Consider the following 23462-nt stretch of genomic DNA (forward strand, 5'->3'; position numbering starts at 1 on the left):
ATCATGACAATAAAAGAAGCAATAAAAAATTCAAAACAACATAATTTAAATACTCTTGAAATCCTACTACTACTTGAAAAAATTTTAAAGAGTAGCAAAGAATTAATTCTTGCAAATATGAATCAAAATTTAACAAAACAAGAAGAACATAAATTACTCAAACAAATCAACTGCTTAAAATCAGGCATACCTATACACTACATACTTAGAAAAAAGGAATTCATGGGAATCGAGTTTCATATAAACCGACATGTACTCATTCCCAGAGCAGACACAGAATGCTTAGTTGAAGAAGCTTTAATTCAAATTAAAAAACATAACTTACACAAAATTTTGGATTTATGTTGCGGAAGTGGATGCATCGGATTAACAATTGCATACTATCTCAAACGCAAAGTAATGCTAACAGATATTTCGACTAAAGCCTTAAAAGTATCTCTTCAAAACACACAAAAACTAAAATTAGAAAATTATATAGAAATACAACATGCAAATCTGTTAAAATACATAAAGAAAGAATTTGAACTAATAATCACTAATCCTCCTTATTTAAATAAAGATGAACTAAAAATAAAGGAAAAATTAACAAAAGAACCAAAAATAGCTCTTTTAGGATTTGGAAAAGATGGGCTTGGTATTTTGAGGAGAATAATCAAAGAGGCAAGAGACAAGCTCACAAAAAACGGTATTTTAATAGCAGAAATGGCTCCATGGCAAATAGAATTTCTAAAAAAATTTGCAATCAAAGAAGGTTTTGAATATTTGAAAACCATATATGACCTTGAAAACAGAGAAAGAGCATTGGTACTAAGGATAAAGCATGATACAGGTCTATGAAATTGCATATTTACTTAAAATAAATGATATCGATAAATTAAAAATTATATTTAGGAAAACAGTCAATAATGCTTATCAAGATGAAATGCAAAGAGACATAATATTTAAAGCCCTTGAAATATCAGAACAATTACACTATGGACAATACAGAGAAAGCAAAGAACCATACGTAATCCACCCAATAATGGTGGCATTATTCCTTATCAAGTTTCAATTAGACTTTAAAACAATAATAGCTGGCCTGTTGCACGACGTTCTAGAAGATACAAGTGTTCAAAAGGAAGAAATCATTAAAGAATTTGATCAAGAAGTTTTAAGTTTAATTGACGGTGTGACCAAAATCCATGACCTACATAATAAAACAAGAGCAATCAAAGAAGCAAATACCATCTCAAAAATGTTTTTTGCAATGACTCATGATATCAGAATAATAATCATCAAACTGGCAGACAAATTGCATAACATGGCAACCCTCTCTCATTTACCTAAAAACAGACAAGAAAGAATTGCTCGGGATTGTCTTGCCACTTACGTACCAATTGCAGAAAGACTTGGTATTTCATCCCTTAAAATATATCTTGAAGATTTATCATTAAAATATCTTTATCCAAAAGAATATAAAGAAATAAAAAATTTTCTATCCGCAACAAAAATAGAGAGAGAAAAAAAATTATACAAAGGAAAATTACTCATTGAAAAAGAACTTAAAAAAATTGGAATTGATGTAACAATTACAGTACGTTCAAAACACTTTTACTCAATTTTCAGAAAAATGAAAACAAGAAATAATAATATTGCTCAAATTTTTGATACTTTAGGAATAAGGATAATTTGCAAAAAACAAAAAGAATGTTATGAAATACTAGAAATCGTACATAAAGTTTGGAAGCCAATACCTGGAAGACTAAAAGATTATATAGCAATCCCCAAGGAGAACAAATATCAATCTTTACATACTACTGTAAGAATCCCTGAAGATAATCAACTCATTGAAGTACAAATCAGAACAGAAGAAATGGATAAGATAGCCAAATATGGTGTTGCCGCCCACTGGCTTTACAAAGAACAAGCTGAATTAAAAGCTGATGACATATCATTTATCAACCGAATCAAAAAATGGCAACAAGAATCGGTTAATAAAATTCAATATTCAATGCATGACATACACAAAGAGCTCTTAAACACATTCATATATGTATATACACCTGAAGGAGAAATAGTAGAACTTCCATTTGGTTCAAACTCAATTGATTTTGCATATACAATACATACAGATATTGGTGATCAAGCACTTTATGCAAAAATTAATGGCAAAATTAGCTCATTAACTAAACCATTAAAAAATGAACAAATTGTTGAAATATTTACTTCTCCTGAAGCAAAACCCGATGTAATTTGGCTTAATAGCGTGAGAACAAAAAAAGCACGCTCAAAAATCAGAATCTTGGCTTAATAAAAATGATAATACAATATTTGTAGATAATAATATAATTGCATACCTTATTGGGGAGAATAAAGAACAAAAGAGACTGTTTAGTCTATTTAAATCCCTAACAAAATCAAAAATCAAAAGCATTACAATAGCTTCTGATTGTAATCCGCTAACAGGCGAAGATATCATAGGAATCATACAAAAAGACACAATCATAGTTCACAAAGAAAATTGCAAAGAAATCACACATCAAAAAAAAAGTCATCTTGTCGAAGTGGAATGGGAAGCAACACCAACAAGAAAAGTGTATCATATTATAATATTCTTAAAGAATCTAAAAGATCTGTTTAATTATCTCGATAATCTTTTTACAACCTTTGATGTAAGACTTATTAGTGAAAAAATAGAAGATTGTGGAAATGGACATGGAATAATCAACATTATTATATCATCAAATTCAAAAAAGGTATCAATGATTTTCACTGCGCTTAAAGATAATCCTAACGTACTTCAAATAATGCAAGTAGAAGAAGATATAAAAAATTATGAAAATTAAGACAATATTCTTAATTTTAACACACATATTTATTACACATAAGCTAATAAAAGCAGACGATAGGGCATGCAATAAACAAATACAAGAATATATTACACAAATTAATAAACTAAATAAATCATCAGAAAAAATAAACCGGATAAGTAACATTTATGATTTTTTAAAAAAAAACTTCTTAGAAAATAAAATTCAATACAAAGAACACTTACTCCAAGAAATTGGATTCATCGGGTATTTACAAAAAACAATCCACATAAAAATAAAAGGTACAGAAGATACAACTTATAATATCATTGTACCAATTGAAGTACAAAATAACTTAGAAAACAACCTAGCAATTGCCATTGCAGTCACACTAATACATAAATTAAAGAACAAAGAGATAAATAACAATTTAAACATTTACTTTATAGAAGACGATTCACACAAACAAATGTCAACGATAAGCAGTAGGTTATTACTTAATAATAATGTTATTGGAAAAAATACAAACACAATTTATTTAATGTTAAATGAAAATAAAGTTAACAATCCAATAGAATTCCAAAATCAATCAAACATAATAAATTCAAAAACAAACCTAAGCTTATTAGAAAGCTTTATAAAAACATTTGAAAACAATAAAGTAAACTTTAGTATATCAAAAATCAAGGATAAAAATATTAATGAAATATACAATTTATATTTACAAGAAGAAATTCCAATTTTAATAATAAACAATAATAAAGAATATTCATTTCTAAAACATGTAAAAAACAATAATTTTTGTGATATTTATAAATCAATTGAAGAAACAATAAAAGCTAAAAAAAATGTACAAAATGAAAATGCGCTTCACTATATTATTATAAATACACCTTTTAAAAAATGGATAATCAATGAAATCACATTGCTTACAATCATATATGTTATTTACAATATTACTATATTAATGTTAATGGCAAGATTCAAACAAGCTAGTATCATACTTAGAAAAGCTAAAGAAAATTATCATAAAATTATAAAACTATTTTTTATATTATTCCTAAGCACATACCTATCCACTCTATTTACAAATAAAATGTTAACAACATATGAAGATTTTCTAAAAAATAATATTATAAGTCCGATATCTCTAGTAAATTTTTTACTAATATTATTGAATTTTAATCTTATATCTTACTTCACATATAACTTTAAAATAAATTTAACTCTCAAAGAACTCAAATATGTAGCAATACCAATCTCAATCATTGAGCTTATTATGGTTTTATATATCAAAATAGAATTAATCTTAAATATAATCTTAAAAAACATATTGATCCTAATCATCCCTAACAGGTCTCAGATTTTAAAAAAAATAGTAATATTGCTCCTTTGGATAACAAATTTTATACTCATAACATCAATACAAGCAAATTTAATGATACTAAGCCCACCTATACTCAGTTATTTCATATCAATCTCACTTTTCCCAACAATACTTACCAGTATTACAGAATATTTAAAACATAAAATTGCACCAATAAAACAAGAATTAAAAAAAGCTGAAAAAATTACATATATCACACTCTTTTTGATACTTACTATCATCATAATATCAAACAACATAGAAAAACTTTCAACAATCAAAATAGACCAAATAATAAGTTTTCCAGAAAGAATCAATAAAATTAAAATAGAATATTTACAAGACAATAGAAACACAATTCAAATTTCTACTCAAGATTTTTGTTTAAACTTAAACAAAAATAAAAAGCATATAGAAAAAGAAATTAAAATACAAGACGACTTAATAAAGTTATCTTTAAAAAAAATAGATGTTGCCGAAAGAAGCATCTATTCAATTAAAATAATCACAAATAAAATAGCAAAACAAATTCACCTATCCTTAAAAAATGCATCTGAACTCATTGTATATCAGAGCAATACACCATATAAAATAGCGGATAACAATATAATATTTACAGTAAATAATATAAAATCAAATACAACAAACATAACTTTTACAGTTAAATCTCAAATGAAGATTCAATATGATGTTTTTGCTTACTTTGATATGAATGCAAATCACATAAAAATATACAATCAAAGCACAAAAGAAGAAATTAAAAATATTAATATAGATTATTCATATACAATAAAATACTCTGGAATACTTCCAAAATCTGCAAAATATGATCAAATCCTTTTTTTAAACTCCAAAATGATAAAGAAATTGATAACTTAAAAACCTTAAAATTAAATTAGCTTTCTAAACGCTCAAAGTCAATTCTCTCATGTCTTTTTTCATAACTCTGAAAAGCTAAAGTCACCAACTTATCAATTAAAAATTCAAAATCAAGACCATCATGTTCACACATCTTAGCAAACATAGAAATATCTGTAAATCCTGGAATTGTATTTATTTCATTAACATAAATTAAATTAGTATCCTTTTCTATCAAAAAATCAATTCTTGCCATACCCCTAAGATCTAAATACTTATAAGTTAAAAAAGCATATTCTTTAATCTCTAACAAATGTTTTGTATCAAGATGAACAGGAATATTAAAAATAATTGAGCTTCCAGGAACAGTAGAATATTTAGCGTCATAATCATAAAATATGAAATCCTTTATAACAATCTCCCCAGGACTAAATATTTTAATCTGTTCATTTCCAATAACAGAACATTCAACCTCCCGAACCTCCATAAACTTTTCTACAACAACCGTTAAATCATATTCAAAAGCGTCTTCAATGCATCTCTCAATCTGAGTATCATTATATGCAATACTGATTCCAATTGAAGAGCCAAGCATAGCTGGCTTCACAATTACAGGATATCCCAAACTCTGATTTATGTTTTCTTTAATGCTCTTTTTATCTAAAAAATAATCATATTTCTTAAATCCAATAAAAGGTACCAATGGAATATCAAAACTTTGAAGCAAAAGCTTGCAAAAATACTTATTATTAGCAAGCGCACTTCCTAAAATACCTGCACCAACACAAGGAATATCCATTATTTTTAAAAGTCCCTGAATAGAACCATCCTCACCTGTCCTTCCATGGACAATGGGAAATACAACATCAATTTTAAATCCTTATCATTTACAAATATCCCACAGCCAGGAATCAAACTAATAATGGCCGACTTATCTCTTTTAATCAATTCAGGATTATCAGGAACAAAATCCAAAAGATACCAAATCCCAGTAGTCTTCTCAATGAAGCTCAAAAATACATTATATTTATCAATTTTCATAAGAGCTACGTAAATTCCATAAGCAGATTTAAGAGAAATTTCATGCTCAAAAGAAACCCCTCCAAATATTAACATAAGATTTTTCTTCATAGATCAACTCCTATTACCCTTATTTAAAATAATGTCTTTAATGATAGCTTGCTCATTCCAAGAAATACTTTGAATCTTTATATATTATTGAACTTTCATGTCCCTTTCCAAGAGTAACAACCAAATCACCGGTATGTGCAATATTGATTGCCTTCTCAATTGCGCTTTTTCTATCAGGCACAAAAAACAAATCTTCATTCAAAGTCTTTTCTGAAATTCCTTCTGCAATATCCCTAATTATTTGCATACTATCCTCACCTCTTGGATCCTCATCACAAAGTATTATTATATCTGAGTACTTATCTGCAATTTTTCCTTGCAACTTTCTCTTAAGAATATCTCTCTCCCCAGCAGAACCAAAAACAGCAATTAATCTATGCTTTGAAAGCCTTCTAAACATAGGAAAAACCTTAAGAAAAGCCCCAGGTGTATGGGCATAATCAATGATTAAAGAAAATTTTTGTCCAAAATCAACATCTTGCATACGCCCGCAAAGACCTTTAATGTCTACAAGCTTACCAATAAGTTTGGAAATATCAATATTCATAATTTGACTAACAACAATTAAAGCCGCCATAACATTTTCAACATTGAAACAACCGGTTAAATTAATTCTAGCATCATACTTAATGCAATTATGATAAAATTCAAATTTAGTAAAACCCATTTGTTCATCAATCTTACTCACAAAAAAATCAGCTTCTTTATTTTCCAAACTATATGTATAAGCTCTATTAACAGCCTTTAAAAAAACAGAATAATTATTATCGTCCATATTGATAACACCAAATCCCCCATTAGTATTTACGGAAGAGAAAAGGTTAAGTTTAGCCGTCAAATAATTCTGCATAGTGCCATGGAATTCAAGATGTTCATGACTAACATTAGTCAAAACACCAACAGAATATGCAATATCAATAAGCCTTGATGTCTTGAAATCAAGACCATGTGACGTTGACTCAACAATAGCATATTCAACATCATTTTCAACCATTTTACTGAGAACTAAATGAATTTCTGTGGACTCTGGAGTTGACTGCCTATAAGGATTTTTAACTAAAGTGCCACTTCCATCCTCAAAAAATACAGTTGAAATAAAACCAACCTTCACACCCATTGATTTTAGAAGAGTATAAATATAAAAACAAACAGAACTCTTACCATCAGTCCCTGTAACTCCTATAATCTTAAGCTTTTTTGAAGGTTCATTATAAAAAATATGAGAAAAATTTGACATAAATCTTTTTATGTCGCAAGAATCAACTTTAATGTACGTTACATCAGGATTATAAAAATCAATATCACTAGTATGAACAATAACATTACCACCACGTCGAATTGCCATTCCAATAAATTTTTGACCATCAAAATGAAGTCCTGGAAGAGCAAAAAATACAAAATTTGAAAGCACACATCTTGAGTCATATGCAAGTCCCAATATTTCTACATCACAAGATCCTATAATTTCTTTTACCAAATTCTTATCTAACCTAGATAAAATATCATTAAGTGTTGTTTTATTCATATTTATAAATATTACAAAAATAAAACTCATTTTTATAGGACATGCAGGCCAAAGCGAATATTAAAAAATATTGCAATTCCAAATCAAAAAAGACTGAAACATATTGTTTACAATTTAAATTTTTTTTAATAAACTAACTAATGTTTAATGTGGCGCTGTACCCAAGTGGCTAAGGGAGAAGTCTGCAAAACTTTGATTCGCCGGTTCGATTCCGGTCAGCGCCTTGTAAACTTTAAATCAAAGCCAATGCAATTTTTAACACAATAAAAACAGAATTAAAGCAAATGATTTAAAGATAAATTAAAATAATAATTATGTTAGAACTAATAACCATATTAGCATTTATAATACTCTCAGCAATTTTTTCAGCATCAGAAACAGCTTACACATCATTAAGTCTAATTCAACTGCAAGATATAAAGAAAAAAGGCAAACTAGGAAAAGTTGTATATAATTTGGCTCAAAATCCATCAAAACTTGTAACAACTATCTTAATTGGAAATAATATTGCCAATATAACAGCAAGCACTCTTACAACAAAATTTGTCCTTGACAAATATGGAAATAATGTTCTTGCCCTATCAACTGGACTTATAACAATAATAGTACTTATATTCTCAGAAATATTTCCTAAACAAATCGCAATCCTAAACAACGAAAGTATAGTTTTATCAACTTCAATCTTATTAAAAATGTTAACAATTATATTTACGCCCGCAATATATATAATTAATGGTCTAGTTAAAATTTTATTGAGTTTATGCAAAATAAAAGCAAATCAAAAACTGACTAAAGATAGCATAAAAAACATGCTATTTTTAGCTGAAAAACTAGGTATTTTAGAAAATGATGACAGAATATTCATGCAAAAAATGCTCAACATAGGAGAAGTCAGGGCATCTGAAGTAATGACACATAGAACAGAAGTATTCTCACTCTCAAGCACATCAAAATTAAAAGATAAAATCAAATCAATTAAAAAAGAAGGGTATTCCAGAATTCCTGTATACAAAGGTCAAAATAGAGAACAAATAATAGGAATTTTAATAACTAAGGACTTAATTGAAATAAGTAAAAAAAAACTTGAGCAAAATGTTATGAAATTTATTAAACCTGCTGTTTTTGTTCAACAAAACAAAAGGATAAAAGAAATATTAGATATCATGAGACAAAAACAAAAAATAATGGCTATTGTTATAGATGAATATGGAGGATTTTCAGGAATACTTACAATAGAAGACATAGTAGAAAAAATCTTTGGAGCAATATTTGATGAATATGATTTAGAGGAAAAAAAACAGCTTATTACCAAAAAGGGTGATAATCATTATCTAATATTCGGCGAGACCACATTTGATGAGATTGAAGAAATAGTTGGAATTAAAATCCAACATAAAAATTACATCAACACAATTGGAGGATATATCATGGATTTACTTGATAAAATACCCACAAATGGAGAAAAAGTGCATACAGAACATGGAGAATATTTAATAGAAGAAATCCAAAACCATAAAATAAAAAAAATAACATTTAAGAAATTTGCAAAGGAGGAAAAACGAATATAAGTATTCGGAAATGCCCCTTTATTGCATAAAATCTTAATTAAAAATAAAACATATCTTAAAAAAGATTAAAATATAAAGGGGTATAAAATCAAAAATCATAGCTTTTTAGGAAAAAATAATAAAAAGGAGGAAAAATGCTAAATAAAATATCAAGATTTTTCAATCAAACATATGAATATATGATAATTTTAATAGTATTAATTATTATATTAATAATCACCATAGCAAATGTTTTTGTTGTTGGTCCATCTGATGAGGCAATTATTCTACGTTTTGGAAAGTTAAATAGAGTACTTGAGCCGGGTATACATATAAAAATTCCATTAATTGAGGAAAAAATAATTGTACCAGTCAAGATAGTACAAGAATTTAAATTTGGATTTAATATAAACGATAACATAAATGATAATTCTGTCAAAGATGAAGGGGTAATCATTACTGGTGATTTAAACATACTGAATGTCGAATGGTTAGTACAGTATAAGATCAGTGATCCATATTCCTTCATGTTTAAAGTAGAATATCCGGAAGAAACTATAAAGGATATTGCAAAATCATCAATGAACAGATTAATTGGAGATAACACTATTTTTGAGATCATCAATGATAATAGAGTTGGTATTACAGAAGGGGTACAGGCTTCTATGAATGAAATTATAAAAACATATAATTTAGGAATTGATATCGTACAAGTACAAATTAGAAATGCTATGCCACCAAGGGGAAAAGTTCATGAAGCATTTGAAGACGTTAACATTGCAATCCAAGACAAAAATAAGTTCATTAATGAAGGTCGGAAAGAATTTAATCAAGTCATTCCCAAAATTAAAGGGGAAGCTCTTAAGTTAATAGAAGAAGCTAAAGGATACAAAGAAAATAGAATTAATATCTCATTAGCCGAAACAGCTATCTTTAATGCAATTTTAAATGCATACACTAAGTCTCCAGAAATCACAAGAGAGAGGATCTATAACGAAACAATGAAAGAAATTCTTGAAAATAAAGATAATATCGAAATAATTGATAAGAATTTAAATAATTTCCTTCCATTTAAGGAGGTCAAATAAATGAAATACATACTAAGATTTTTATTATCTATTGCTAAGATTTTAGTTTGCATATTTATATTTGGATTAATACTATTAGCTATAATACAGCCTATCTATATTTTAAAAGAAAATAGAATTTCAATTGTTACAAGACTGGGTAAGATTGAGCGGACCGAAAACATTGCGGGACTTAAATATAAAATTCCATTTATTGAAAATGTACAAATATTCCCCAAAAATATACTTAGATGGGACGGAGAACCCCAAAGAATTCCAACAGGGGGAGAAGAAAAACAACTGATCTGGATAGATACAACTGCTAGATGGAAAATAGTAGATATTCATCAATTCTATACAGCAATCAAAACAATGGATAGAGCTTATAACAGAATCAATGCTGCTATTGAGCCTGCTGTCAGGGGCGTTATAGCTAAATATCCTTTACTTGAGATTATAAGAAGTTCAAATGATCCAATTCAACACCTATCTAATGGAATTTTAACACCTCAAGAAATGCAGAATAAGAAAACTTATCAAATTACAAAGGGTAGAAAAATTATTGAAAACGAAATAATTGAGGTTTCTAATAACAATACAAAAAGCATTGGCATTGAAATTGTAGATGTCCTTATTAGAAAAGTGGGTTATGATCCAAGCTTAATTGATTCCGTGTATAACAGAATGATCTCAGAAAGACAACAAGTTGCAGAAGAACAAAGAAGTAGAGGTATTGCAGAGAAAACGGAAATCTTGGGTAGCATTGAAAAGGAAAAACTCAGAATACTAAGTGAGGCAAAGGCTGAAGCAGCTAAAATTAAAGCTGAAGGAGACAGTAAGGCTGCAACGATTTATGCAAATGCTTATGACAAAAATGCTGAATTTTACAGCTTTTGGCAGTCGCTAGAAAGTTATAAAACAACACTTAAAGACAAACGAAAAATATTCTCAACAGATATGGATTTCTTTAAATATTTGCATAATAAAAAATAACATGAAAATCCATTTCAAATTAAATATTGAATGATACATTGCTATGAAAAAAACAAAATGAGCAAATACCAAAATTTAAGTATTGAGCTCATTTTGTAAATAACTGACAAGTGCTCATGGGTTTACAAAACCAGAATTCAATTCAAAATTTTAATTTGAAAGATATACAAAATAGCTTATTTATAGCTTAATGATTCTGATGACTTAAACAATTGATCACTCTAAATACTGATTGATGAGTTTAAATTTAAATTACAAATAATTTTTATTGACAAAAAAATCTGTTTATGAAACAATTATTTTTGGTAATCAAAAATACGATGTGTTAAATTTAGCCACTGTAGCTCAGTTGGTAGAGCATAGGACTGAAAATCCTTGTGTCAGGAGTTCGATTCTCCTCGGTGGCATTTAGGTGAAGATATTTGTCTATGCAATACATACCTAAATAAAAGGACAAGGTAGATTTTTAAGTTTTCAAGGTAAAAGCTATATAAAGTTGTATAAAAAATATATAATTTAAATATGGCTGCGTCTCAATTGGTAAAGTGTGGGACCAAATCCTACTTCACGAATCCATGGTCTTAGATAAGTTAAGACTTTAAGAGGGCTCCTATGATTCTCAAAGAAATAAAAAAAGTAAATAACTTAACAGAAAAAGATATAATCTTTTCAAATATTGGAAATCTAACTAAATTAAGTACAAAAGTAAATGAAAAGATAATCGAATTATTAAACAAAGGAAATGTCTCACATATACCAGTAATCAATAATTATGATAATATTCCACATGAACAATTAATAAACAAAATCAATGAAGAACTTTTAAATAATGAACTAAACTCGCTAAAAGAAGAATTCAAAGAGGCTTTAAAGGATATATATAAACCATTCTCAGAAAAAGACAAAACTTTTACAATCACAAATAGGAAAACATCAATCAGCTTGAATACACTAATGGAACGAGAACCTGATCCTGTTTACTATAAGGAAATAATTGAGGGCAGCTTCAAAATCTTGCCAAGACATAAAATAATATCGCTTCAAAAGATATTACTCAAAATATACGATTATTTTGATCTTCAAAAAACCATCAACGTAGATAATATTCATAATATAAAAGCAATCAAGAGGCTATACCTACACTCAATTAGAAGGGATTATGAATTTTTCAGAGAACAAATAAAAACAGAAGGTGATTCTATCTTAACACACGCAATTGATACTACAATCTATTTCTTAATAACCATTGCGCAATTAAACAAAGAACGCGCAGCAAAAGATTCTCCTCGTTCAACATCAAAATTTTTTATTGATAAGTCACATTACACAGAATTTACAGAATTTTTCTATGACACTGATATCATATTACAAGCTGCACTAGGAGTAGCTCTGCATCCAATTGGTTTAATGCATACCACAATATTACAAGAATTAAGAGAAAAGATTAGTCTTAAAGATAAAGACATAAAAGAAAAATATCTGCTTAAAATAGAACTCCTAGAGAAAAATATCAATGTTGCTAAAAATCTATTTAGGTTGAGAGAAGATATTTCCGCCATTACAAAGATGATAATAAACGGACAAAACAATTATCTTAACACTAAAAATCACACCGATGCGACAACAAAATTTGTTCACGAACTCGTCAGAATTTTTTGCATAATAGACGTTTATGATGAAATGGTTAATCCTATAATAATTAAAGAACCCGTTAATCCTCTAGAAGCCATTGAATTTTTAAAGAAAAACAGTGATAAATATCATTGGAGCAAAGATAAACCAGAGGAATACCTAAATAACAAAAAATTTGACATGAAAATGTTAAAAAATTTTTTAGCAATACTTGCACCATTTGATCATGGAACAATACTAGATGTGTGCATAAAAGATTGCAATGAGCCTTTATTTCAAGCTGTTGTTTATCAGTATACAACAGGTATTGTGCCTATTTTATCCATAATAAAACAAAAGGACAAATCTTACAGAATTGGAGATATACTACTAAATCTTGAATCTAAAGAAATCATCATACGTGGACATAATGGAACAACTAAGAAAAGCTCGCTTAAAAACGTGAGCAAATTTGAATTAAGGCATAACATTGAAGAACTAAAAAGTGATGAATTTCAACTTGTAAATTCCATTAAAGACTAATAACACTAATAACCTTTACGTACAAGAACTTACTTTAAAAAAATCAAGCCTTGAGCCTCCATATTTTCTACAATCATATCTAGAAAGTCTAAGAATATTACTGTCCAAATTTTCCCTTGCAGGATAATGAATAATAATGATTGCATCTCTATTTAAACTCTCATTTTTTGATACTATTTTAAGCAAATCCTCTTTAAAACCATAATCAAAAGGAGGATCAAGATAAATAAAATTATAAAAAAGATTCTTTTTTTGAAGAAATGATTCGGCTCTATTTAAAAAAAACTTATAAGGCTCCCTTACAACTTTAAAATTTCTAATCAAAATATCCCTAGAAAATTTATTATAATCAACAAGATGCACAAGATTAGCTCCCCTACTTAGAGCTTCAAGAGACATTATCCCTGTACCTGCAAAGACATCAAGAAAATTTGCACCTACAATCTGATTAAAAAAAATAGAAAAAAACGCCTCTCTAACAATAGCCATCACAGGACGTACATTGCCTGTTTTAGGCAAAACAACCTTATATCCCTTATATTTACCTGCACTCACATGCATAGAAACAAATTCTAAATCATTTTAACTAAAAATGAAATATACAATCCAAATTTTTGATATAATTTTATTTATAGGGGACTTAAAATGAAAGGCATTATCTTAGCAGCAGGGTATGGAACAAGGTTTTTACCCTTAACAAAAACTATTCCAAAAGAAATGTTACCTATTTTAAATAGACCTTCCATTGATTATATAATTGAAGAATTTACTACTTCTGGGATCAAAGAAATATTAATAATAACCTCAAGAAGAAAAAGTGTTTTAGATAATTATTTTGATAGAGAAGTTGAGCTTGAGACTATATTTGATGAAGAAGGCAAACAAGAGTTTTTAGACAAAATCAAACTTAAAGATATTCATTTTAGTTTTATAAAACAAATTAAAATGATGGGAACAGGTCATGCTCTATTACAAGCGAAACCATGGATAGGAACTGAAAGTGTAGTCGTTGCATATCCTGATGATTTACATATTGGATTCCTCCCCTAACAGCACAACTAATAGAACTGAATAAAAAAACCGGAAAAAACATATTATCTGTCATTGAAAATCCTAAAGATATCAATAGATATGGAGTAATAGAATTAAATAAAGATAATATTCATGTCAAAGACATAATAGAAAAGCCAGCAATCGGAAAAGAGCCAAGCAATAAAGCATCTATTGGAAGATTTTTATACACTTATGAATTTTTCAAATTTTTAGAAGAAGGATTCAAATTCCACAAGGGGGGAGAATATCATCACATTTATGCTTTGAAGAAACTAATGTCTGAAAACAAAGTATTATACACAAAGATAAAAGGTGAAAGGCTTGATACAGGTAATGTTGAGGGTTATTTAGAAGCAATAATAAAAATTGCAAAACGTGATGATAAATTACTGCAAATCATCAAAGACACGCTAAGGAATTAAATGAAGATAACAACGAAATATCAGGGATATTATGATATTCTCAATATTCTAAAAAGATATATAAATATCAACATAGAAGAGAAAATTTTAAGATATGGCATCTTATCGAACCTTTACAAACTTAGTAAGGAAGAAATTAAAAATCTTATCAAAGTCAGTCAAGATTATGAACTTAATAAAAATGAAATAAGCATCACACTTGAAGAATATTACTATGAAAAAATTCAAGATCAAAAGATCAAAAGCTGGATAATAGAAATAATCAGAGAAAAAAACCTGCTACAAATAAAAAGAGAAACAAATCTTATCAGTAAAAGACCTGGTATAACATATAAATTAAATTCCTCAAATTTCTTAGAAATAATTAAAATACAAAATAACAACAAGTACTCACAAGAAAAAAAAGAATTATATAAACAATTAATATTAAATTTCTCTAATAATTTAAAAACAGAAAATCTAGAACCAACAATAGATATACTCATCGCTGTAAAACATCGAAATAAAGAAAAAATCAAACTCATACTAAAAAATAATCAATTGTTTAAAAAATTATTTCAATCAAGTTTAAATAAAAAACAAAGTAGAGTGATCAAAATAAAAAAACTACTTATCCTAACCTATTGGCCTGTAGGATGTTTATCTAAGTCACTCTTTAATAAGATTTTAACAAAAAATTACAAATATATAATAGATGAAGTCTTAACCTTAAAATATGATGAAATTTTGAAATATCTTAAGACAATTAAAACTCTCAGTCTTAACGAAATTTTTTATAAAGGATCAACCAAAAACTTTAATTTTAATTACTTTTTTAGTGCATTTACGGGATATGCCCCAAAAGATTTTCAAAACACTTTGAAAAATTATTTATTTTCACTTAAAAAAACTTCAACAAAACAATACTTAAAATGGTTCTTTAAAGATAAAATACCAAATGAATGGGAAGATTTCATCTTTGCAATTGAATATATTGAAACACATAAATTGCTCAATCTAAGTGAGCATATAAAAGATATCATAATAGCAAAGTTTAAAGCAGAAGAATTTTTTTCGTCTCTTGAAAAGATGAATTTTAACCCATATGAAAGCTCAAAAATACTTCAAAATAAACACATAAGAAGAATATTTCTACACAATGTAATAGACTACATAAAAAGTAATACAACAAAAATAGATACATACGGATGGATTGCATTTTATATCTATGCGGATAATGATGACAAGTCAAAATTTTCAAAACACATAAAAGATTTTTTTAGGAATAAAAATTTTGAAACTCAAAATCAAATATTTGTATATATCCTCTCTTTTTATCCAAATATTGATAAAAAACATTTTGAATTTATATCAGAAACAATGATCTACCTTGATAAAGACAAGTTTACAATACCCCAAGAAATAATCAAGATGCAACAAAAAAATTCTTATGGATTAAATTATCGCAAATCTTATATTTTTATCAAATCATTAATTTCAAGAACAAGAGTACTTAAAAGACTATATAAAAATATTAAACCGGATTGCTCTTAAATTTAGAAGACTCTAAGCTTAAGTCTTTACTGCCCGCCATATTTTATATTATTTGGTATTCCAGCCCAGACACATTCAAGAGAGAACACATGATACTATCAAAACAAAAAGCAAAAATCATGCAATTTATTATTATTATTTCTAGCGAATGAACAAAATACACCTGAAGAATAAAATAAATTTAAGCTCAATACACTATGAAATATAGAAATATTTACTTTAAAGTAATAAAATAAATACCAATAAAAGATATGAAAAAATGCTTATTGTTGCTTAAAAATTTGATCATTTTAATCATTTTGCTACTAAACTCAAATTTGGCATACTCTCAAAGATTGATCAAGATTGGACAAGAAGAAATTAAAAACAAAAATTATCAACAAGCAATAAAAATATTGAGTGAAGCTATTATGAAATATCCAAAAATACAAAACGGGTATTATTTATTAGCAATAGCTTACAGAGAAAATAATCAACTAACAGAAGCAGAAGGGGCTCTTCTTGACGGAATTGCAATAGGAGGAGACATTGATTATAAATTATATTTTGAATTAGGCAACATAATGTTTAAACGGGGTGAGGGTTATTATAGCCTAGCAATAAAATACTATTCTAATTCAGTGAAAAATATGCCTAATTATGACAAGGCTCTTCTCAATAGAGCAAATTCCTATGTTGAACAAGGAAAAATTAATTTCAAAGAGAAAGATTACAAGAATGCTTGGGATTCATACACTATGGCAATCCATGACTATTCGCAATTTATCACATTAAGATATGATAGCCAAAAAAAAATTCTATTCTCCATATGATCGATCTATTAAGAAATAAAAAAGCTGCACTTGAAGAGCTCGATAAAAGCTTAAAGAATAGAAACGAAGAATATATTGCCAAAAACAATAAAGAACAAATGAATAACGAAAATCATAAACAATCTGATAATAAATCTGACAATAAACAATCTGATAATAAATCTGACAATAAACAATCTGATAATAAACAATCTGACAATAAATCTGACAATAAACAATCTGACAATAAACAATCTGATAATAAACAATCTGACAATAAATCTGACAATAAACAATCTGACAATAAACAATCTGACAATAAACAATCTGATAATAAATCTGACAATAAACAATCTGACAATAAACAATCTGACAATAAATCTGACAATAAACAATCTGACAATAAACAATCTGACAATAAACAATCTGATAATAAACAATCTGATAATAAACAATCTGATAATAAATCTGACAATAAACAATCTGACAATAAATCTGACAATAAATCTGACAATCAACAATCTGATAATAAACAATCTGATAATAAACAATCTGATAATAAATCTGACAATAAATCTGACAATAAACAATCTGACAATAAACAATCTGATAATAAATCTGACAATAAACAATCTGACAATAAACAATCTGACAATAAACAATCTGACAATAAACAATCTGACAATCAACAATCTGATAATAAATCTGACAATAAATCTGACAATAAATCTGACAATAAACAATCTGATAATAAACAATCTGACAATAAACAATCTGATAATAAACAATCTGACAATAAACAATCTGACAATAAACAATCTGATAATAAGAGAAACCCAGTGCTTAGAGAAAAATTTGAAGGTAATTTAAAAACGAATTCTTTAATTGAATTAGACAAAATAAATTGGAAAGAGGAGTTAAACATAGATGAATAAAATAAAAAATTTACCCATATTAATAATGTTAATAGTATTACTCTTAGCTTCATTTGGAGGCCTTGGTTATTACATATACAAAGAAAGACTCAATAAAAGCAATCAAGAAATAATGCTAAATGAAGTAAAAAATAGTGTCATGGATAGAAATTACAAAAAAGCACACTCAATAACAAAAATTCTAAAAGATAAATACCCACAAAACGCAGACATTAGGATGCTTGAAAATACTCTCTCAGAACTTGCAAATAACAGTCCTTTTGAATCAAAAAATGTGCAAAGAGATACTGCTAATCAAATACTGGATAAAATACAAGGCAAAGAACAATCAGTGCCTATGAATAATGAAAATGCTGAAATTGCTTTTAATAACAGGTATATCAAAGACACTACAAAGATAGAAAATTATGCTGATAGAAAAGAGGATAATGGAATTGAGAATGAAGATATTCTAGAATTCAATCAAACTACAATACCTGAAAATTCAAGCAATAAAATAAATAAAATAGCAAGATCGCAAAAAGCAAGCTTAAATAACAATGCAATCATTGAAAAGAAAAAAAACTTATTCAATTTAAACAAACTAAAGCAAAATCTTAATAACGAATTAAAGCAAAACAATATTTCTCAATTAAACACCCCAAAACAAATTACAAAAACACAAAAACAAAACGAAGCGCAAACTATAAAAAAGAATGAGGATGAATTTGCCAAAAATCAACCAAAGCAACTTAATAAAATACAAGAAATTCTCCCTCTTCAAAAGCCAAAAATCAAAATAGAGAATACAAATAACAACAATGTTGCTCCTAAAAATCAAATAGAACATATAAAAAAACCTTATAGCTATATAATAAAGAAAACACTCTATGAGATATTGGACAACATTAATACTGGTAATCTCTCTCTTGCAAAAGAAAGGCTTAACGAACTTATTAAAAAAGGCTTAAGTGATAAGTTCAACAAGATTAATGAACTAATTGATAAATTAAATAACGAAGAAGCGGCTAATCTCTTAATTAAATTAATAAAAAAAGATGTTGAGCCAAACTCAGCCACTACAGAAAAAGCTCCTTTTGAACAAAAGGAGCTTTTAAAAAAGAATATCCTTTAGAAAAAATTCCTCCTACCGAAGTTCAACAAACAGATGATAATCAAACAAAGGTAGACAAATCTGAAACACAAATCAACCAACAAATCCCCCCCACAGATATAAAAACCCTTAAGATGATAACATTAGCAAATGAAAATAAAGACATCAAAAAGACTGAAGAAATTTATGAACAAATTGCAAGTACCACAAACAATGCAGAAGATCACTATAAAGTTGGAATAATAAAATTTAAACTTAAAAAATATGAAGACGCAATCAAAGCATTTGATCAAACAATATCACTAAATCCAAGACATAAAAAAGCATATGTAAACAAAGGGACAAGCTTGCTATTCCTAAACAAACCAAAACAAGCAATTGAATCTTTCAAAGCTGCAATTAAAATTGATCAAAACTATGCTCATGCCTACTACAAAAAAGGAATAGCAGAAGAACAAAATAATGACCAACAAAATGCTTTTGTAAGTTTTAAAAAAGCTTATGAAATTATAAAAAATCCTTATTATGCTTTAAAAGCAGGAATTACTGCAAATCATATTGGAGATTTTAAACATAGTGAAAAATATTTAGACCAAGCAGTAACTTCTACAAACGAAAAAAATGACATTATGTTCTATAATCTAGCAATAGCAAAATTTAAAAATAATAAACTTAGTGAATCTCTAAAAAGCATCAACGAAGCAATAAATATAAATCCAAATAAACCTGAATATCTATATTTAAAAGCATCTATTCATTTAACTGAAAAAAATTATAATGCAGCAATACCACTCTACATCGCTGTAATTTCACAAAATCCAGGCAATATTACAGCCAATATAAATTTAGCAAGCGCATACGAAAAAACAGGTAATGAACTTAAAGCTATTGAAATTCTTGAAAAAATTAAAAATACAAATCATTTACTGGCATTAAACAATCTTGGCATACTTTATAAAAATCAAAAAAACTATAAAAAAGCAATATCTATTTTCAAAAAAGCAGAAGCTCTTTTGAGCCTTGATGCAAAATACAACCTTGCAACTACTCTGCTTGCCATTAAAGACAATAAAGGAGCCCGAGAAAAATTAACAGAATACATCAAACTTAATCCAAATAATCCAGAAGCTTTACACGCATTAGGCACAATAGAATATAATGAAACGGGAAACAATAAAATACTTAAAGAAATTATTAATAGATTTCCCAATTACAAAGAAAATAAAAAAATAATAGAAATACTAAATAAATGAATAAAATAAAATTCCTAAATCAAAATCTAGTGCAAAAAATAGCAGCAGGCGAAGCAATAGACAGGCCTTGTTCTATTTTAAGAGAATTACTTGACAATGCAATAGATTCTGGTGCAGACAAAATCGAAGTTTTTATTGAAGAGGGTGGTATTCGAAGAATACTCATTACAGATAATGGCAGTGGAATAAGTAAGGAAGACTTAAAGATATGTTATATGCCCCACACCACTTCAAAAATAAACGAAGAAAAAGACCTTGAAAGAATCAAAACACTAGGATTCAGAGGTGAAGCTCTCTCAAGTATTGCTATTTGTTCAAATCTCACAATAACGAGTTCGACTACAGGAGAAGACAGTTATCAAATTGAAGTTGAAAATGGTATTGAAAAATATTTTAAAAAACAATCTGCAATAAGTGGAACAATAGTAGATGTTACAAATCTATTTCACAACTTTCCAGCAAGAAAAAGATTCTTAAAAAAAGAGTCCATTGAAACAAAAATGTGTATCAAAGTTTTTGAAGAAAAGGTTATTACTCATCCTCATGTTGACTTTAAATTAAGTATAAACAATGAATTAAGAAAAGTTCACTTTAAAGAAAGTTTAACAGATAGAGTACAAAGTGTATATGGAGACATAATAGAAAATAATAAATTTGGCAAAATCGAAACTGAATATGAAAATGTAAAAATAAAGATTTTTTTGCTCCACCCAACTCTTCAAGAAAAGACAAACGTAACATAAAAATATTTGTCAACAGAAGACCTGTTGAGGAAAAAGATTCTGGCTAAAGCAATAATTGATGGACATAGAAGGATACTAACTAATAGAAATTTTCCAATATGTTTTCTATTCTTAGAAATAGACCCTAAAAATGTTGATTTTAATATACACCCTCAAAAAAAAGAAGTAAGATTTTTTAACTTACCATTTCTTCCTAAACAAATTTCAGGTAATATTAACGAATTTTTTGATAGAGAACAAAATGAAATTTTGCAAGACTATCATAACATAATAATAAAAAGGCAGCTAACAAGTGATGATCACCTATTACATGCTGAAGATGAAATTGAAAACTCAGATTTTCAGGCTTATGAAATCATACAAGATGAAACAGTAATTCTAGACAAACCCCAAAACAATAAAGTAACAAATATTATAGAAGACAAGGTAAAATTTGAAAGTCACAATCCAATTCAACAAGGCAAACACTCATTTAAAAATCAAATTCAAAATATTTTCCTAAAGACTCATAAAACACAAAATGGCTTTCAATTACCGCCAGCAGAAAAACATCAATTTAAATATATGGGACAATTATTCTCAGAATTTTTAATAGTAGAGTATGATAATGAAATTTACTTTATAAATCAACATGCCCTTCATGAAAAAGTCATATATCAAACCTTAATAAGTTCAAAAAAAACTATCCAAAAACTCTTAGTGCCAATTGAATTTACAGTGGAATGTGAAGATGCAGATACAATAATATCAAGTGAGCTTGAAGAATACGAAAAAATAGATATTGTTATTACCAAAACAAAAGAGCAAACCTATCAACTAAAATCAATTCCCAATATCTGTAACAAATATGAAAATATTATTATTGAATTCTTAAAGACAAGAAAAAGTAAAACAATTGACTCTTTAGAAGCTGATTTATACGCAAATATCGCATGCAGACAATCTATTAAACGCAACGATACAATCAGTCTTGAATTTAGTCAATTTTTAATAAATGAATTTTTTAATCTTAAATTAAAATATTGTCCACATGGAAGAAAAATTTATCACAAAATCTCCAGATTTGAGCTTGAAAAAAGTGTTAACAGAAAATAAAATAAAGGTGGAAGACTCATATGATAAAAGATATCAAATCCAAAATTCAAAAACTAATTCAAGAGAGAGATAAAAAACTAGTTGAACTTGGAAAAGTGCTTAAGAACAATAATGTGATAGAGCTTAAAAGATTAGAATCTTATACATCTTTAAAATTAATTGAGAAAGAAATATCTCAACTTAAACTAAATCTAAATAAAGTAGAAGATGATGAGAGTAAAATAAAAGAATTACATAAAAAGATCAAAGACTACAAAGAAAGCAAAAAACATATATTTAAAGCATATGAAATAAAACTTAAAAAAATTATTGAAATCATAATAGATAAATATCCAAATAACCTAACAATAATCTCAGAATATAAAATGAACTTTACTAAATCAACACTTGCAAAACATAAATACAAAATGACAGAAATAATAAATTTCAATGAAAAAATCAGTTTCCTCAAAAAGCTTATGATAAATATCAGACTAGTGTTAAAAAATATGATAAATAAAATAAATATAAGAAAAATGGCAAAAGAATTCGAAAAAAAAATACTAAAAGAACATTTATTCTCAGAAAATTTAGAAAATTTAATAGACGAATTTATAGAAAACAAAGACTTAAGCAGAGAAATCATTGAAGAATATAAGTTAATGAATGAAATTCAAACAGAAATCATAAAAATTAATAATGAAATCAAGCATAAAAGCCTAAAAGGCAATACTAATAATAAAAATAAAATAGAACGTACTATTAATAATATGCAAATAAATAAAGAACTGATTTTAAAAAAAATTGCGGAAGAATTTATTGAGATGTTAAAAACGGAAAAGCTAATAAATAAATCTAGCACAATCAATTCATTGCTAGAAACAATAAAAAACCTAAATCAACAAATATCTAAATTAAATTTAGATTTCATGAAAGCAATGAAGATGGAAGAAATTACAAAAGTACAAATAAAAATGCAACAACTCATCAAACATAAAGAATCAATTGAATCTAAATTAACCGTACTAAATTCAAAAATAGAAACTATTCAAAATGAAATCAACGAACTTGACAATCAATAAAAAAACACATATAATGCTCTAAAGGTATTTCTAAGCTTTAATAGACGTAAGGT

9 protein-coding genes, 2 tRNA genes and 8 pseudogenes are annotated in these 23462 nt (G+C 27.3%); 16 read left to right on the top strand and 3 right to left on the bottom strand.

From position 1 onward, the window contains the following. Window positions 1-3: 3 nt before the first annotated feature. The 3 genes and pseudogenes from prmC to ACWUD1_RS00975 all read left to right on the top strand — a co-directional run bounded on the left by prmC (window position 4) and on the right by ACWUD1_RS00975 (window position 5054). Complete coding sequence (gene prmC, locus ACWUD1_RS00965; protein ID WP_472756704.1) at window positions 4-837, top strand: peptide chain release factor N(5)-glutamine methyltransferase; 834 nt, start codon at window positions 4-6, stop codon at window positions 835-837. Beyond that, window positions 821-2825: pseudogene (locus ACWUD1_RS00970) on the top strand (RelA/SpoT family protein). The gene prmC and the pseudogene ACWUD1_RS00970 overlap by 17 nt, the downstream one beginning before the upstream one ends. Beyond that, window positions 2815-5054, top strand: a pseudogene (locus tag ACWUD1_RS00975) (hypothetical protein). Before ACWUD1_RS00970 ends, ACWUD1_RS00975 begins: the two co-directional pseudogenes overlap by 11 nt. Here ACWUD1_RS00975 and ACWUD1_RS00980 read toward each other — a convergent pair. Together ACWUD1_RS00980 and ACWUD1_RS00985 are read right to left on the bottom strand one after the other, a co-directional pair. Continuing rightward, window positions 5051-6144 (bottom strand): annotated as a pseudogene (locus ACWUD1_RS00980) (D-alanine--D-alanine ligase). The pseudogenes ACWUD1_RS00975 and ACWUD1_RS00980 overlap by 4 nt on opposite strands. A gap of 3 nt (window positions 6145-6147) precedes the next feature. Further along, window positions 6148-7669, bottom strand: a pseudogene (locus tag ACWUD1_RS00985) (UDP-N-acetylmuramoyl-L-alanyl-D-glutamate--2,6-diaminopimelate ligase). A gap of 151 nt (window positions 7670-7820) precedes the next feature. Between ACWUD1_RS00985 and ACWUD1_RS00990 the strand changes: the two are divergent. The 6 genes from ACWUD1_RS00990 (at window position 7821) to ACWUD1_RS01015 (ending at window position 13430) form a co-directional block, all read left to right on the top strand. Next, window positions 7821-7893: transfer RNA gene (locus tag ACWUD1_RS00990), tRNA-Cys, on the top strand. A 90-nt stretch (window positions 7894-7983) separates the two neighbouring features. Further along, the gene (locus ACWUD1_RS00995; RefSeq protein ID WP_472756705.1) at window positions 7984-9237 is read left to right on the top strand and encodes a hemolysin family protein; all 1254 of its coding nucleotides are present in this window, start codon (window positions 7984-7986) and stop codon (window positions 9235-9237) included. A gap of 134 nt (window positions 9238-9371) precedes the next feature. After that, window positions 9372-10304, top strand: a complete 933-nt coding sequence (gene hflK, locus ACWUD1_RS01000; RefSeq protein WP_472756706.1) for an FtsH protease activity modulator HflK — start codon at window positions 9372-9374, stop codon at window positions 10302-10304. Further along, window positions 10305-11276 (top strand): protease modulator HflC, encoded by a 972-nt coding sequence (hflC, locus tag ACWUD1_RS01005; RefSeq protein ID WP_472756707.1) that lies wholly within the window; start codon window positions 10305-10307, stop codon window positions 11274-11276. A 334-nt stretch (window positions 11277-11610) separates the two neighbouring features. Further along, window positions 11611-11683, top strand: a tRNA-Phe gene (locus ACWUD1_RS01010). A 205-nt stretch (window positions 11684-11888) separates the two neighbouring features. Next, window positions 11889-13430 (top strand): hypothetical protein, encoded by a 1542-nt coding sequence (locus ACWUD1_RS01015; RefSeq protein WP_472756708.1) that lies wholly within the window; start codon window positions 11889-11891, stop codon window positions 13428-13430. A gap of 15 nt (window positions 13431-13445) precedes the next feature. On the opposite strand, the gene rsmD is transcribed toward ACWUD1_RS01015, so the two are convergent. Continuing rightward, the gene (gene rsmD / locus ACWUD1_RS01020) at window positions 13446-13991 is read right to left on the bottom strand and encodes a 16S rRNA (guanine(966)-N(2))-methyltransferase RsmD (protein ID WP_472756709.1); all 546 of its coding nucleotides are present in this window, start codon (window positions 13989-13991) and stop codon (window positions 13446-13448) included. An 84-nt stretch (window positions 13992-14075) separates the two neighbouring features. On the opposite strand from rsmD, the pseudogene ACWUD1_RS01025 reads away from it, so the two are divergent. The 7 genes and pseudogenes from ACWUD1_RS01025 (at window position 14076) to ACWUD1_RS01055 (ending at window position 23409) form a co-directional block, all read left to right on the top strand. After that, window positions 14076-14905: pseudogene (locus ACWUD1_RS01025) on the top strand (sugar phosphate nucleotidyltransferase). Then, a pseudogene (locus ACWUD1_RS01030) lies at window positions 14906-16590 on the top strand (BB_0208 family protein). A gap of 99 nt (window positions 16591-16689) precedes the next feature. Then, window positions 16690-17250: a tetratricopeptide repeat protein gene (locus ACWUD1_RS01035; RefSeq protein ID WP_472756710.1), complete on the top strand. Its 561-nt coding sequence runs from the start codon at window positions 16690-16692 to the stop codon at window positions 17248-17250. Further along, on the top strand, window positions 17247-18164 hold the full coding sequence (locus ACWUD1_RS01040) for a hypothetical protein (protein ID WP_472756711.1): 918 nt from the start codon (window positions 17247-17249) through the stop codon (window positions 18162-18164). The genes ACWUD1_RS01035 and ACWUD1_RS01040 overlap by 4 nt, the downstream gene beginning before the upstream one ends. After that, a pseudogene (locus ACWUD1_RS01045) lies at window positions 18157-20510 on the top strand (tetratricopeptide repeat protein). The gene ACWUD1_RS01040 and the pseudogene ACWUD1_RS01045 overlap by 8 nt, the downstream one beginning before the upstream one ends. Next, window positions 20507-22348: pseudogene (mutL, locus tag ACWUD1_RS01050) on the top strand (DNA mismatch repair endonuclease MutL). Before ACWUD1_RS01045 ends, mutL begins: the two co-directional pseudogenes overlap by 4 nt. A 20-nt stretch (window positions 22349-22368) precedes the next feature. Beyond that, on the top strand, window positions 22369-23409 hold the full coding sequence (locus ACWUD1_RS01055; protein WP_472756712.1) for a hypothetical protein: 1041 nt from the start codon (window positions 22369-22371) through the stop codon (window positions 23407-23409). Window positions 23410-23462 lie beyond the last annotated feature (53 nt).

The sequence above is a fragment of the Borrelia tillae genome (assembly GCF_055693965.1).